This is a genomic window from Pseudomonas sp. 5Vm1k (genome assembly GCF_056161485.1).
The window spans coordinates 1-13,758 of the sequence record NZ_JBSPCZ010000030.1 but is presented as its reverse complement, the minus strand read 5'-3'; the positions used below and the strand labels follow the sequence as shown (position 1 = coordinate 13,758).

Annotated in this window: 14 protein-coding genes; 4 read left to right on the top strand and 10 right to left on the bottom strand. The window is 59.6% G+C overall.

Annotated features, from left to right (window positions below; translation table 11 throughout):
* Positions 1 to 56: 56 nt before the first annotated feature.
* The 5 genes from ACWIKB_RS31995 to ACWIKB_RS31975 form a co-directional block, all read right to left on the bottom strand.
* On the bottom strand, positions 57 to 824 hold the full coding sequence (locus tag ACWIKB_RS31995) for an ABC transporter ATP-binding protein (RefSeq protein ID WP_475271425.1): 768 nt from the start codon (positions 822 to 824) through the stop codon (positions 57 to 59).
* A gap of 21 nt (positions 825 to 845) precedes the next feature.
* Complete coding sequence (locus tag ACWIKB_RS31990) at positions 846 to 1,559, bottom strand: ABC transporter permease (RefSeq protein WP_475271424.1); 714 nt, start codon at positions 1,557 to 1,559, stop codon at positions 846 to 848.
* Positions 1,556 to 2,245 carry an ABC transporter permease gene (locus ACWIKB_RS31985; protein ID WP_475271423.1) on the bottom strand — a complete coding sequence of 230 codons (690 nt, stop codon included), beginning with the start codon at positions 2,243 to 2,245 and terminating at the stop codon, positions 1,556 to 1,558. The genes ACWIKB_RS31990 and ACWIKB_RS31985 overlap by 4 nt, the downstream gene beginning before the upstream one ends.
* Positions 2,246 to 2,336: 91 nt before the next feature.
* Positions 2,337 to 3,125 carry an ABC transporter substrate-binding protein gene (locus ACWIKB_RS31980; RefSeq protein ID WP_475271422.1) on the bottom strand — a complete coding sequence of 263 codons (789 nt, stop codon included), beginning with the start codon at positions 3,123 to 3,125 and terminating at the stop codon, positions 2,337 to 2,339.
* A 63-nt stretch (positions 3,126 to 3,188) separates the two neighbouring features.
* On the bottom strand, positions 3,189 to 4,358 hold the full coding sequence (locus ACWIKB_RS31975; protein ID WP_475271421.1) for a M20 aminoacylase family protein: 1,170 nt from the start codon (positions 4,356 to 4,358) through the stop codon (positions 3,189 to 3,191).
* An 85-nt stretch (positions 4,359 to 4,443) separates the two neighbouring features.
* Between ACWIKB_RS31975 and ACWIKB_RS31970 the strand changes: the two genes are divergently transcribed.
* Positions 4,444 to 5,433, top strand: coding sequence for a LysR family transcriptional regulator (locus ACWIKB_RS31970; protein WP_475271420.1), 990 nt, complete (start codon positions 4,444 to 4,446; stop codon positions 5,431 to 5,433).
* 6 nt (positions 5,434 to 5,439) lie between these two features.
* Here the strand turns inward: ACWIKB_RS31970 and ACWIKB_RS31965 are convergent, their stop codons facing one another.
* Together ACWIKB_RS31965 and ACWIKB_RS31960 are read right to left on the bottom strand one after the other, a co-directional pair.
* Positions 5,440 to 5,859: a hypothetical protein gene (locus tag ACWIKB_RS31965; protein ID WP_475271419.1), complete on the bottom strand. Its 420-nt coding sequence runs from the start codon at positions 5,857 to 5,859 to the stop codon at positions 5,440 to 5,442.
* Between the two features lie 111 nt (positions 5,860 to 5,970).
* Positions 5,971 to 6,498, bottom strand: coding sequence for a DUF3087 domain-containing protein (locus ACWIKB_RS31960; protein WP_475271418.1), 528 nt, complete (start codon positions 6,496 to 6,498; stop codon positions 5,971 to 5,973).
* A 217-nt stretch (positions 6,499 to 6,715) separates the two neighbouring features.
* Here ACWIKB_RS31960 and ppnN point away from each other — a divergent pair, with 217 nt between their 5' ends.
* Complete coding sequence (ppnN, locus tag ACWIKB_RS31955; protein ID WP_475271417.1) at positions 6,716 to 8,089, top strand: nucleotide 5'-monophosphate nucleosidase PpnN; 1,374 nt, start codon at positions 6,716 to 6,718, stop codon at positions 8,087 to 8,089.
* A gap of 287 nt (positions 8,090 to 8,376) precedes the next feature.
* On the opposite strand, the gene ACWIKB_RS31950 is transcribed toward ppnN, so the two are convergent.
* On the bottom strand, positions 8,377 to 9,282 hold the full coding sequence (locus tag ACWIKB_RS31950; RefSeq protein ID WP_475271416.1) for a LysR family transcriptional regulator: 906 nt from the start codon (positions 9,280 to 9,282) through the stop codon (positions 8,377 to 8,379).
* A 118-nt stretch (positions 9,283 to 9,400) separates the two neighbouring features.
* Between ACWIKB_RS31950 and ACWIKB_RS31945 the strand changes: the two genes are divergently transcribed.
* A complete protein-coding gene (locus ACWIKB_RS31945) occupies positions 9,401 to 10,924 on the top strand; it encodes an MFS transporter (protein WP_475271415.1) in 1,524 nt (507 codons plus the stop codon).
* 14 nt (positions 10,925 to 10,938) lie between these two features.
* Here ACWIKB_RS31945 and ACWIKB_RS31940 read toward each other — a convergent pair whose 3' ends face one another.
* Positions 10,939 to 11,604 (bottom strand): NAD-dependent epimerase/dehydratase family protein, encoded by a 666-nt coding sequence (locus ACWIKB_RS31940; RefSeq protein WP_475271414.1) that lies wholly within the window; start codon positions 11,602 to 11,604, stop codon positions 10,939 to 10,941.
* Between the two features lie 145 nt (positions 11,605 to 11,749).
* A complete protein-coding gene (locus tag ACWIKB_RS31935; RefSeq protein ID WP_475271413.1) occupies positions 11,750 to 12,772 on the bottom strand; it encodes an alpha/beta fold hydrolase in 1,023 nt (340 codons plus the stop codon).
* A 357-nt stretch (positions 12,773 to 13,129) separates the two neighbouring features.
* On the opposite strand from ACWIKB_RS31935, the gene ACWIKB_RS31930 reads away from it, so the two are divergent.
* Positions 13,130 to 13,510 (top strand): hypothetical protein, encoded by a 381-nt coding sequence (locus ACWIKB_RS31930; protein WP_475271412.1) that lies wholly within the window; start codon positions 13,130 to 13,132, stop codon positions 13,508 to 13,510.
* Positions 13,511 to 13,758 lie beyond the last annotated feature (248 nt).

Sequence of the window (13,758 nt, the reverse complement as noted above, 5' to 3'; positions counted from 1 at the left end):
CACAGGAGTCGCCCGGCACCGAGCGACTATGCATCATCAAAAGCCGACGCTTGTGATTATTTTAGGCTCCCGGTCAAAAATTGCCGCAATCGCTCGCTCCGAGGCTGCTCCAGCACCGCGCTCGGCGCCCCCTGCTCTTCCACCCGGCCCTGATGCAAAAACATGACGTGGTTTGACACCTGCCGGGCAAACGCCATTTCGTGGGTGACCACCACCATCGTGCGGCCTTCTTCGGCCAATTGCTGCATGACTTTAAGCACTTCGCCCACCAGCTCCGGGTCGAGGGCGGAAGTCGGTTCATCGAACAACATCACTTGGGGCTCCATGGCCAGCGCGCGGGCTATGGCGACGCGCTGTTGCTGGCCACCGGACAGGTGGACCGGATACTGACCCTCGACCTTCGCCGTCAGACCAACCTTGGCGAGGTAATGGCGCGCCCGCTCCAGCGCCTGCAAACGGCTGATACCCAGCACACTCATCGGGCACTCGATGAGGTTTTCCAGCACGGTCATGTGGCTCCACAGATTGAAGTGCTGGAACACCATCGACAACTGGCTGCGCATGACCTGCAACTGGCGGGGATCGACTGCGCGCAAGTCGCCTCTTGAATCTTTGCGGGTAAGCAGTTCCTGCGAATTGACGATGATGCGCCCCGCTGACGGCTGTTCCAGATAATTGATACAGCGCAGGAAGGTACTTTTCCCGGACCCGGAGGAGCCGATGATGCTGATCACATCACCCGCCTTGGCCTTGAGTGAGACGCCCTTCAAAACTTCATGGCTGCCATAGTTTTTATGCACATCTTCAACGATCAATTTATACATTCGAGCAAGTCCGATGGGGGGTCAGTGCGTCCGGGGAGTGAGGTAGGCGAGCCAATGCAGTTCGCCGCGCCGGAACAGCCAGATCAGGAAAAAAGCGCTGGCGGCATACAGCACCCCGGCGATACCGAACGCGGTGAACGAGGCGTAGGTCGCCGAGTTGACGTCCCGGGCAATCTTCAGCAAATCGGGCACCGTGGCGGTAAACGCTACCGAGGTGGAATGCAGCATCAGAATCACTTCATTGCTGAAAAACGGCAGGGCCCGACGCAGTGCCGACGGCAGGACGATCCGGCGGTAGAGCGTGAACCGGCTCATCCCGTAGGCGCGGGCGGCCTCGATTTCACCGTACGGCGTCGCCCTGATCGAACCGGCAAAAATCTCGGTCATGTAAGCGCAGGTATTGAGCCCGAACGCCAACACCGTGCAGTTGAAGCCGTCTCGGAAAAACGCGTTGAGAAAGTCCTGGGACCGAACCACATGCAAGCTGTACACCCCGGTGTAGAAGAACAGCAGCTGGATGTACAACGGCGTGCCGCGAAACACATAGGTGTAGCACCAGACCGGCAGCCGGAGCAGCGGATTACGGCTGACCCGGGCAATCGACAACGGCACCGCGAGCAAGAAGCCACTCACCACCGCCAGAATCAACAGCCATAAAGTTACCGCCAACCCGGAAAAGTGTGGCCCGTCACTCCACAAGTAAGCCTGCCAGTATTCGTCGAGTATGCCGGTCATGGCGCGGCCTTCCTGACACCCACTGAGTAACGGTGCTCAAGCCACAGCAACACGCCGTTGGACACCGTGGTGATCGCCAGGTAAATCAGGCCGCCCACCAGCGTGAAGTAAAAAAACTGCATCGACCCCTTGCCCGCATCCTGGGTGGCCTTGACCACATCGGTCAGGCCAATGATCGATACCAGGGCTGTGGACTTGATCAACACCTGCCAGTTATTGCCAATACCCGGCAACGCGTGACGGAGCATTTGCGGGAACAACACCTTGCGAAAGGTTTTCCCCCGGCTCATGCCGTAAGCCCGCGCCGCTTCGAGCTGACCCGCCGGAACGGCCTGGAAGGCACCGCGAAACGTCTCGGTAAAGTAAGCCCCGTAAATGAAGGACAAGGTCACGACACCGGCCAGAAACGGGTCAATGTCGATCTGACTGACACCCAGCCAATCGGTCATCCGGTTGAGCAGCATCTGCAGACTGAAGAACAGCAGCAACATGATCACCAGGTCCGGCATGCTGCGGATCACCGTGGTGTAACCGGTGGCCAGCGCCCGCAATAATCGGTTGGAGGACAACTTGGAACTGGCGCCCAGCAGTCCTGCCAACACAGCGATCAATAATGACCACAACGCCAGTTTGATTGTGGCCAGGGTGCCCAGCAGGATCTGCGGGCCAAAGCCTTCCAGAAGCATTTCACTCTCCTTGTTCTTATTAGGTTGAGGTGAAGGGGATGCTGAAGCAGAGCGGCCAGGTCGACCGCCCTGCACAAAGTCGCGAGGGGCGTTATTTCGCGCCGTAGACGTCGAAATCAAAGTATTTCTTGTTGATCCGCGCGTACGTGCCGTTGGCCAGAATGGTCGCCAGTGCCTTGTTCAAGTCCTCACGTAACTCCACATCGTTCTTGCGCAAGCCGATGCCATCACCGACGCCGAAGAAGCTCGGGTCATCCAGGGTTGCACCGGCAAATTCATAGTCCTTGCCCGCCGCCGTGCCCAGGAAGCCGTAACTGGCTTGAATGGCGCCCTGCAGCGAGGCATCGAGTCGCCCCACCACCAGGTCGGCGTACACCTGGTCCTGATTCTGGTAAGACAAAATATCCACGCCTTTCGCCCCCCAGACAGCTTTGGCATAGGCTTCCTGGGTCGAGCCCTGCTCTACGCCGATGCGTTTGCCCTTGAGCGATTCCAGGGTCGGCAGCAGGCCCGATCCACGCTTGACCACCAGCCGTGCCGGAGCGTTGGACACCTTGTCGGTAAACGCAATTTGCTCCAGCCGCTTGGACGTCACGGTCATCGACGACGCCACCGCGTCGAACTTGCGCGCCAGCAGCGCCGGGATCATCCCGTCCCAGCTGCTTTCAACCCAAACGCAGCGGGCTTTCAATTCCGCGCAGAGCGCTTCGGCAATGTCCACGCCAAACCCGGTCAGCGTGCCATCCTGGTTTTTGTACTCCAGCGGCGGGTACGTGGGGTCGACACCCAGTTTCAATACTTTGCCAGACCAGTCAGCCGCGCCAGCCAGGCTGGACGCCGTCAGGCAAAGCAGAGAAACAGTGGCAATCATCTTGTTCATTGTTATTTTCCTCTCCAGACCGCAAACGATGTGTGTACAGATGGACACTCGAAAAAAGCCGTCTCACCTCAAAAATCCCTCGACCAACTTGACCCAGTAACTCGCCCCGATCGGCAGGCACGCATCATTGAAGTCATAGCCGGGGTTGTGCAGCAGGCAGCCGCTCTCGCCGTCGCCATTGCCGATCACCAGATAACTGCCGGGGCATTTTTCCAGGATGAAAGCGAAATCCTCACTTGCGGTGAAGGGTCGCAGGTCGTCGATCAATCGCTCTTCGCCCAGCCAGTCCCGTGCGACCTCCCGGGCAAACGCGGTAGGCCCGGGATGGTTGATCAACACCGGATGGCAATGTTGATAGTCGATTTCGGCCCGGGCTCCGAAACTGGCGGCTTGACCGTTGACCAGCTCAGTAATTCTGACTTCCAGCAACTGGCGGATCTCGGGCGTCAGGGCACGCACGCTCAGGCTCATCTGTGCACTGGACGGGATCACATTCGATGCGCTGCCGGCATGAATGGAACCCACGGTGATAATCGCCATTTCCTGCGGATTGACGTTGCGCGAGACGATGCTTTGCAGCGCAATCACAATCGAGGAGCAGACCACCACCGGGTCGATCGCTTTGTGCGGCACGGCGCCGTGGCCACCGTTGCCGATGATAGTGATCGTCACCGTGTCGGCAGATGCCATGAACGGTCCGCTGTAAAACCCCAGGTGCCCGACCGGGTAACCCGGCACGTTATGCATGGCAAAGATCGCGTCGCACGGGAAGCGCTCCAGCAGCCCCTCCTCCAACATTTTCCGGGCGCCGCCCAGGCCTTCTTCGGCCGGTTGGAAAATCAGTTGCAGCGTGCCGTTGAACGCCCGGGTCTGCGCCAGATACCTGGCAGCGGCCAACAGGGTTGCGGTATGACCGTCATGGCCACAGGCATGCATGACTCCGTCAATCTGGCTGGCATAGGGCAAACCGGTGGCTTCCTGAATCGGCAGTGCATCCATGTCGGCGCGCAAACCGATGGAGCGGCCCTCACCATTTTTCAGGGTGCCGACGACACCGGTCTTGCCGACGCCCGTGCTGACCTGAAAACCCCATTGAGTCAAACACTCTGCAACCCGCTGACTGGTGGCGAACTCTTGAAAACCCAGTTCAGGATGCGCGTGCAGGCTGTGACGCACCGCGATCATTTCATCTTGCATCGCTGCAATACCAGGCAGGACATGGCCGGCATCCATTGTTGTACCCCTTCGACAAACGCTGAGCAGTTGATGAGGTGGATCTTAGGGAATGGCCTCTGGGCTGGGGAGACGCAGTTTGGTTATGATGACAACCATCAGTTGTCACCAGGGTGAGCAGATGAAACTGCATCAATTACAAGCGCTGATTGCCAGCGCCGAAACCGGCAGCATCCGGGCCGCCGCGCGTTCGCTGGAGATTTCCCAGGCTGCAGTGACCAAAGCACTGCGTGAACTGGAAACCAGCCAACAACTGCCGTTGTTCACCCGAACCCCCAGCGGCCTGAACTTCACCGAATACGGCAAAGTGCTGCTGACGCACGCCCGGCTGGTGATCAAGCAACTGGAACATGCACAGACCGAGCTCGATCACATGCGCGGCAAGGCGCAGGGCCGGCTCTGTGTCGGGATTACCCCGTGGATCGCCCTGACCTTCTTGCCCGAGGTGGTGCTGGCCTTTCGCGAACGCATGCCGCAAATCCGCCTGGAGTTGTTCGAAAGCCTGATGGCCGTGGCCCAGCCGCTGCTGCGCGACGGCAGCATGGATTTTGCGATCGGCCAGTTGCACCCGGCGCAATCAACCCAGGAGTTTGCCTGCGAAACCCTGCTCGATTACCAGACGTCAGTGCTGGTCCGTCAGGGCCATGTTCGTCAGGACGCGCGATCGATCCATGAACTGCTGGAGCAGAACTGGACGTTGAACTATGCGCCGGACGGACACGATGGGCTGATGCAAGAGTTGTTCTGGCAACACGGCGCGCAGATCGATGAAAACCGCATCGTTCGCGCCCACTCGCTGGCGATCTTGCAGATGATGGTCGAGCGAGTCGACATGTGCACCTGGGGACCGTCCATCGTCAGTATTGCCCCTCCCTTCCTCGGTCGAGTGGTCTCACTGGGACTGATCGAGCAGTTCGAGCCGCGACAACTGAGCATCGTGACACGCCGCAATGGCGCGTTAAGCAATCCGGCCCAGTGCTTCACCGAATGTCTGTTGCAGGTGATTCGACGTCATGCCCGTTCGGCCAAAAAGGAAGACCGGCAGCTCTTCGAGACCCTGCGGCTGCGGGTTTGAAAGGTGTCAGGCGCGGGAGTCGGTCACGCGACGCGACGTCTTCCACGCCCAATACGTCAGCAAGATCCCGATAATCGCCGGCAACGTCACCGCCGCAAAATCCACCCGTAGCGCCTCTGGCCCGCAGATCCCGGCGGCGACTTCCCAGAAGTGAAACAGTGCGTGAGCGGTCAGCCAGGTCGCCGCCGAGGCCCAGAGTAATATCCGGTGGATGAGGCTCAGGCTGCCGCCGACGAACGCGGCGCCAATCGCCACGTAGAGCAAGCCGATATCGCGAATGAAATGCTGGTTGAACAGCCCGGTGCGCTCGACGCCGGGTACCGCGCTGTACCACAACGATGGATTGATCAGCATGAACACGCCGTTGGCGGCCATGGCTACGCCGAGGATCATGGCGAAGATAAGGATAGGGCGAGTCGCGGTCATGGGGGCTCCTTGCTGGCATCCGCTTCCCCGTTCGGGGAATGACTTTCAGCCTAGGCGCCAGCGCCGGGAAACCCTAGATCCAATCGTGCGGATTTCCCCCATACCACAGGCTTAACGCGGCGTTTGCTTCACGGCCTCAAGCCACGCCGGATTCAATTGCGTCTGTTCGGTGTCGAGGCCCAGCGCTTCCATCCGCGCCTTGTGCTGATCCATTTCGCGGATCAACTGGCTGTGATCGCTGGAGTTGCCGTCCAGTTCATGCATCTGGTTCAACCCCAGGTGATAGAAACGCAGCAGCTTCATGGCCGTCGGGTCTTGCTTCTCCACCGCCGCCGTCACCTGGTGCATGACATTGGTGACGCTCATCAGGCTGCGCTTGAGGCGCCAGCCGTAGACCGCCGGGGCCATCCATTCCTGATTCCAGAACCGGCCACGCATCAGCGCCGCCATCAGCAGCACCGCGACAAACACGCCGCCGACGTTAAACCGTAAATTGTCGCCGCCGGGCTCACCGAACAGCGCCACGGCCGTGGTCGACAGCACCATCGCCAGCGCCAGGAAAATCAGGGCAATGATCACCGTGCTGCGCCGGGTCTGGCGTCGGAAGGTTTCGGCATTCATCGGCTGGATTTCGAACATCGTGGCTAACGTCCTTGAGTCAGTGAGCAAAAAGAGTGCGGGGCATTATCGCCTCATCACAGGATTTAGCTATGCTGGGGCTCCTTTTCATCTTTTCATCGTCAAAAGGAGAACGTGGCGAGACACCGTACTTCGTGCCATCTTCTTTCATGGATACATTTTATTCGGATGCCAATCGCTCCTCCTCTATGACTGGCATCGTTTTAAGGATCATTGAATGTCCCAACGACAAGTAATCAACGCCTCTGTCAGCCCTAAAGGCAGCCTGGAAACCCTGTCACAACGTGAAGTCCAGCAACTGAGCGAAGCCGGTTCCGGCAGCACCTACACCCTTTTCCGCCAGTGCGCCCTGGCCATCCTCAACACCGGCGCCCATGTTGATAACGCCAAGACCATCCTCGAAGCCTACAAGGACTTCGAAATCCGCATCCACCAGCAAGACCGTGGCGTACGCCTGGAACTGCTGAACGCCCCGGCCGACGCCTTCGTCGATGGCGAAATGATCGCCAGCACCCGGGAAATGCTGTTCAGCGCCCTGCGCGACATCGTCTACACCGAAAACGAACTCGACGCCCAGCGCATCGACCTCAGCACGTCCCAGGGCATCAGCGACTACGTCTTCCACCTGCTGCGCAACGCCCGCACCCTGCGTCCAGGCGTTGAGCCGAAGATCGTGGTGTGCTGGGGCGGCCACTCGATCAACACCGAAGAATACAAATACACCAAGAAAGTCGGCCACGAACTGGGCCTGCGTAGCCTGGACATCTGCACCGGTTGCGGTCCCGGCGTGATGAAAGGCCCGATGAAAGGCGCGACCATTGCCCACGCCAAGCAGCGCATCCACGGCGGCCGCTATCTGGGCCTGACCGAGCCGGGCATCATCGCCGCTGAAGCGCCAAACCCGATCGTCAACGAACTGGTGATCCTGCCAGACATCGAAAAGCGCCTGGAAGCCTTCGTCCGCGTCGGTCACGGCATCATCATCTTCCCGGGCGGCGCCGGTACGGCGGAAGAGTTCCTGTACCTGCTGGGCATCCTGATGCACCCGGACAACCAGGGCCTGCCCTTCCCGGTCGTCCTTACCGGGCCGAAACACGCGGCGCCGTACCTTGAGCAACTGGATGCATTCGTCGGCGCCACCCTGGGTGACGCGGCGAAGCAGCACTACACCATCATCATCGACGACCCGGCGGAAGTGGCGCGGCATATGACGGCTGGCCTGAAAGAGGTCAAACAGTTCCGCCGCGAGCGCAACGATGCGTTCCATTTCAACTGGCTGCTGAAGATCGACGAAGGCTTCCAGCGCCCGTTCGATCCGACTCACGAAAACATGGCCAGCCTGCAACTGAGCCGCAAACTGCCGGCCCACGAATTGGCGGCCAACCTGCGTCGGGCGTTCTCCGGCATCGTCGCCGGCAACGTCAAGGACAAGGGCATCCGCCTGATCGAAGAACACGGCCCATACCAGATCCGTGGCGACGCGGCAGTGATGCAACCGCTGGATCAATTGCTCAAGGCGTTCGTTGCCCAGCACCGGATGAAACTGCCGGGCGGCGCGGCATATGTGCCTTGTTATCAAGTGGTTGCGTAACAAACCTAAAGTGAATGCTGCCGCTGGATGAGGGCTGCGTTCTCCGGGTTTACGCAAAACCTGTGGCGAGGGAGCTTGCTCCCGTGGGGCTGCGCAGCAGCCCTTTGTAGGAGCGAGGCTTGCCCGCGAAGGGAGCGCCGCGGTCATCTATTGCGCCGCGTCATGCCTGTTCGCGGGCAAGCCTCGCTCCTACAGATCACCCGCCAAAATTGGATCGCTTCGCAACCCGGCGGGAGCAAGCTCCCTCGCCACAAAGGCTTATCTAGATGCTGCAAAAAGCATGAGTTTCAACGCGTCGACGCCATCTGCCCTTCCAGATGCGCACTGATGAAATCGACAAACACCCTGATTTTCTGCGAGAGCTGACGGCTTGAGGGCCAAACCAGGCTCAAGGGATTAGGGCCGATCAGATGATCGCCCAAGACCCTGTGCAACGAGCCATCGGCCAAGGGTTCGCGCGCCAGGAAGTCCGGAAGAATCCCCACACCGAACCCGCTGATGATGGCGCTGCACACCATGTCCATGTTGTTGCAGGTCAGGACGGTACGCGTGCGAATTTCAGCCTCGCCGACGCGAAGCTTGAGCGGCCAGTCCTGTAGCTTGCCACTTTTGAAAAACCGGAAACGAACGCCCAGATGACTGTCCAGGTCTCTGGGCGTTTTTGGCGTGCCATGACGCGCCAGGTAGTCAGGCGATGCGCAGATGATCAACTGCACCGGCAGCAAAGCGCGCTTCATCAAGCGCGAGTCCGGCAACTCGCCGCCACGAATCGCGATGTCGATGCCCTCCTCGATGAGGTCGACCATCTGGTCGCTGAAATCGATGTCCAGTTCGATGTCCGGGTATTGGGACATAAATTCGAGAAACGCTGACTGGAACAGGTGATAACTGGCGATCGGCAAGCTCAGTCGCAAGCGCCCGCGCGGGGTTTCGGTGGAGCGTGACAACGCCGCCTGGGCATCGTCCAGATCATCGAGAATGCGCCGACAGCGTTCCTGAAACATCCGGCCTTCATCAGTGAGACTGATGCTGCGGGTCGAGCGCTGAAACAGTCGCACGCCGACCTGCTGTTCAAGCCGCGTCACGCCTTTGCCAACCGCCGAGGCAGACAATCCGAGCGCCCTGCCCGCCGCGACAAAACTGCCCAGTTCAGCCGCTCGTATGAAGGGCATGAGCCCACTGAGCCGATCCATCACCTATCTCCTATTCGAGCGTTTTATTCCGATATAAGCGGAATATTTGCCGTTTTTAACACGATTACCGCCGCCCTATCATCCTTGCATGTTCAAACTTCAGCAAAGGATTCTCCCGATGGAAAGCTCAGCGGCTTCGCGTACAACGCAAAAAAACCTGGTGTTGCTGGCCGTGTGCATCGCGGCCATCACCATGCCGTTCAACTTCACGGCCGCCGCTGTCGCACTGCCGGCGATTGGCCGGGCCTTCAGCGGTAGCCCCATGCAACTCAATTGGGTGACCAACGCTTTCATGCTGACCTTCGGCAGTTGCCTGATGGTGGCAGGCGCACTGGCCGACAGTTTCGGTCGCAAGAAAGTCTTCATCGGCGGCGTAGCGTCGTTTGCGGTGCTGTCAGCGGCGCTGACGTTTGCTGCCGATCTGACCACTTTCGATCTGCTGCGCGCGGCCCAAGGGATCGCCGCTGCGGCGGCTTTCTCAGGCGGCATGTCGGCCCTGGCGCAAGTGTTCGATGGACCCGCGCGAATCCGTGCGTTCAGTTTTGTCGGCAGCAGTTTTGGCATCGGTCTGGCATTCGGACCGATTGCGGCGGGCGTCATGATTGAAGCGTTTGGCTGGCCGACGATTTTCCTGCTGATTACGCTGCTGGCCTCGATCGCTTTTATTCTGGCGGCGCGGCACATGGACGAATCGCGCAATCCGCAGGCGGGCGGAATCGATTGGCCCGGTGCAATCAGCTTCACCTGGGCCTTGGGGATCTTCACCTATGGCGTGCTCAAGGTGCCGCAAAGCGGTTGGAGCGATCCGCTTGTGCTCGGCTTGTTCGCCGTTGCCTTACTCTCGTTCATTGCCTTCGTGGTAATCGAACAACGGGTCGCCCAGCCGATGCTCGACCTCAGCCTGTTCCGCTACCCGCGCTTCGTCGGCGTGCAATTGCTCGCCGCCGCCCCGGCCTATGCCTTTGTGGTGTTGCTCCTGTTACTGCCCGTGCGTTTTGTCGGCATCGACGGCATGAGTGAAATCGACGCCGGCCGGCTGATGATTGCGCTGTCGGCACCGCTGTTGTTTCTGCCGATCGTGGCGGGCTACCTGACTCGCTGGTTATCCCCATCGACGATCTGCGGCGTGGGATTGCTCGTGTCGGCAGCGGGTCTGTTCTGGCTCAGTCATGTGCCAAACGGCAGCGCGCCTTGGGCGCTGGCATTGCCGATGTTAGTGATTGGCATCGGCATCAGCCTGCCTTGGGGCTTGATGGATGGGCTGGCGGTCAGCGTCGTTCCCAAGGAACGGGCCGGCATGGCCACCGGCATTTTCAGCACCACGCGAGTCGCCGGTGAAGGGGTCGCGGTCGCGGTGGTCAGCGCCCTGCTCTCGGCACTGACGGCCAGTCATCTAAGCCCCTCGACCAACACCGCAGAGGCTGCACAGCACCTGGTCACCGGCGATGTCCCGGGGGCTTCCACGCTATTGGCCGGAACCAGCCATGCCGCGCTGATCAATGGCTATAGCGCCGGTTTCAGTACATTGCTGCTGGTATTGACCTCGATCACTGTGGTGACGGCAGGCGTGGTTTTTCTGTTCCTTGATCGTGGGAATGAGCAGAACGACGAAGCCGCGCCGGCCCTTGAACCGGCGGACTGATCGCGTTAACGATGTCAGGCCGACGCTTTATAGATATCCCCGGCCTCCATCACCGCCGTCGTATAACCGTTCCTGACAACCCCCAACATCGCCTGCCCCATCGAAACGGTGGTCAACACCTGCCGCGGGAACAGCCAGCGCAAGAGCGGCATTAACGGCGCCATCACGATGTAGGTCCAGCGATACACCGAGGTCTTGGAGGTGGCGCCATTCAACGGCTGGATCATCCCCGGTCGAAACAGGTAAACCGCTTTGAACGGCAACCGCAGCAGCGCATTCTCGGTACGGCCCTTGACCCTCGCCCACATGCTTTTGCCCTTTTCGCTGCTGTCGGTGCCGGCACCCGAGACATACACGAAGGTCATGTTCGGGTTGAGTCGCGCGAGCACTTCGGCCACCGCCAGGGTCAGCTCATAGGTGAGGCGCGAATACTGCGCCTCATCCATCCCGGACGATGAAACGCCCAGGCAGAAGAAGCAGGCGTCAAAGCCTTGCAACCGGGATTCAACACCGCTGAGCCGGGTCAAGTCCGGCACCACCAGCGATTGCAGCTTGGGGTCCGTCGCCTCGACTGCGGTTCGGCCGACGACGACCACTTGCTCGACATCCGCCGCCAGCAGGCTTTCGCGCAGTACGCCCTGGCCGACCATGCCGGTGGCGCCGAAGATCAGTGCTTTCATGAACGGCGAATCCTGATTGAGTGGAACGATCAAATACCTGTGGGAGCGAGCCTGCTAGCGAAGAGGCCGTCATATCCGGCATCAACGTCGCCGGACACTTCGCCTTCGCGAGCAAGCTCGCTCCCACAGTAGTTCGGTGTCGATGTTACAGGTGATCAGCGTCAATCACCGCTTTGGCAAACGCCTGCGGATCTTCCTGCGGCAGGTTATGGCCAATGCCGCCATTGATCAGTCGGTACTCATATTTGCCGGTAAAACGTTTGGCATAGTCTTCGGCAGCGGGATGCGGCGCGCCGTTGGCGTCACCTTCCATCGTGATGGTCGGCACCGTGATGCTCGGTGCCTTGGCCAGCCGTTGCTCCAGCGCTTCATATTGGGGTTCGCCCTGAACCATGCCCAGGCGCCAGCGATAGTTAAAAATCGTGATCGCGACATGGTCCGGGTTATCCAGCGCCGCAGCACTGCGGTCGAAAGTGGCGTCGTCAAAGGTCCATTTCGGGGACGCTATTTGCCAGATCAGCTTGGCGAAGTCATGGCGATTTTTTTCGTAACCGGCCTCGCCACGGTCTGTCGCAAAGTAGAACTGGTACCACCATTGCAGTTCAGCCTTGGGTGGCAACGGATTTTTGCCTGCGGCCTGGTTACCGATCAGGTAACCGCTCACGGCAACCAGCGCTTCTACCCGCTCCGGCCACAGCGCCGCGACGATGTCCGCCGAACGTGCGCCCCAATCGTAACCGCCGAGCACGGCTTTTTTGATCTTCAGCGCATCCATGAAATCGATGACATCACTGGCCAGCGCGGCGGGTTGGCCGTTGCGCAGGGTCTTGTCAGACAGGAAATGCGTATCGCCGTAGCCTCGCGCATACGGGATCAACACCCGGTAACCCTTGGCCGCCAGCAACGGCGCCACGTCGCTGTAGCTGTGAATGTCGTAGGGCCAGCCGTGCAGCAGAATCACCACCGGCCCATCGGCCGGGCCGACCTCGGCGTACGCCACATTCAGCAACCCGGCGTTGACATGTTTCAGCGCGCCGAACGGGTCGACCTTGAGGGTGCTCGCGCTAGCTGCCACAGGCGCCGTGGTTTTGACATCCGCATGCGCCGCAAACGCAGCAACGTTCAGGACCGCGAAGAAGCTGGCTGCCGCTAGTTTGTTCCAGTTCATGGTGATTTCCTCCGGGTTGCAATGAAGACTAGTCGCGACGCGAGCCGCCTTGTCTCGATGAACCCATTCAATCGACCCTAGGTATCTGTCATGTGTCGTAAAACCACTGTTATTAAGGCCAAAGGTGTCAAACCGGCCGCTGGATACAGAGCGATACAAAGCCCACAGTCCGATCGGGTATTTCAAAGGGTTTTGTATCGGTCTGTATAAGAAACCGCTCCGGATACGCAAACCCCGATTTCGCGGCGTTCCTGCACACATCCCCGATACACCCGAGCTTTCAACTGTGAACACCAGATAGCGCTGACCCACTCAGCGCTACTGACTCACTCAACTTAAATGCACGGAGAATCATCCATGTTCAACTTCTCGAAATTCTCGTCCCTGGCACTCGGTCTGGCATTGGTTGGCGGCCTCGGCCTGTCGAACCTGGCTTCGGCCAACACCCTGAGTGCGGCCTCCCACAGCCCGGTCAAGCAACTGCTGGCGGAAGGTGGCTCGGATCGACTGCAACAGAATCGTGTTGCGGAATATGGCTCTGAAAACCTGCAAAAGAATCGTGTCGCCGAGGGTGGTTCGGATCGCCTGATCCAGAATCGCGTGGCAGAAGGCGGCGCCGACCGCCTGCAAGAACTGCGCGAACGTGTTGCGCTGATCAGCCCGAGCAACGCCGTGAACGCCGGAGTGGTCGTTGCAGAAAACCGCCCTGAGTTCGGCTCTAAATATCAGCGCTACTGATCACAATCCAGCCACAACCGAAATCCCCTGTGGGAGCGAGCCTGCTCGCGAATGGGACCTGACAGACAACTTCAATGTTGAATGTACAGGCCTCTTCGCGAGCTGGCTCGCTCCCACAATGTTTTTGTGCCGGGCACAGAAAATGCGATCAACACCTATCAACTGTGGAAGCGGGCTTGCTCGCGAAAGCGGTGTAACAGACGATATTTTTGTTGAATGTCAGGCAGTCTTCGCGAGCAAGCCCGCTC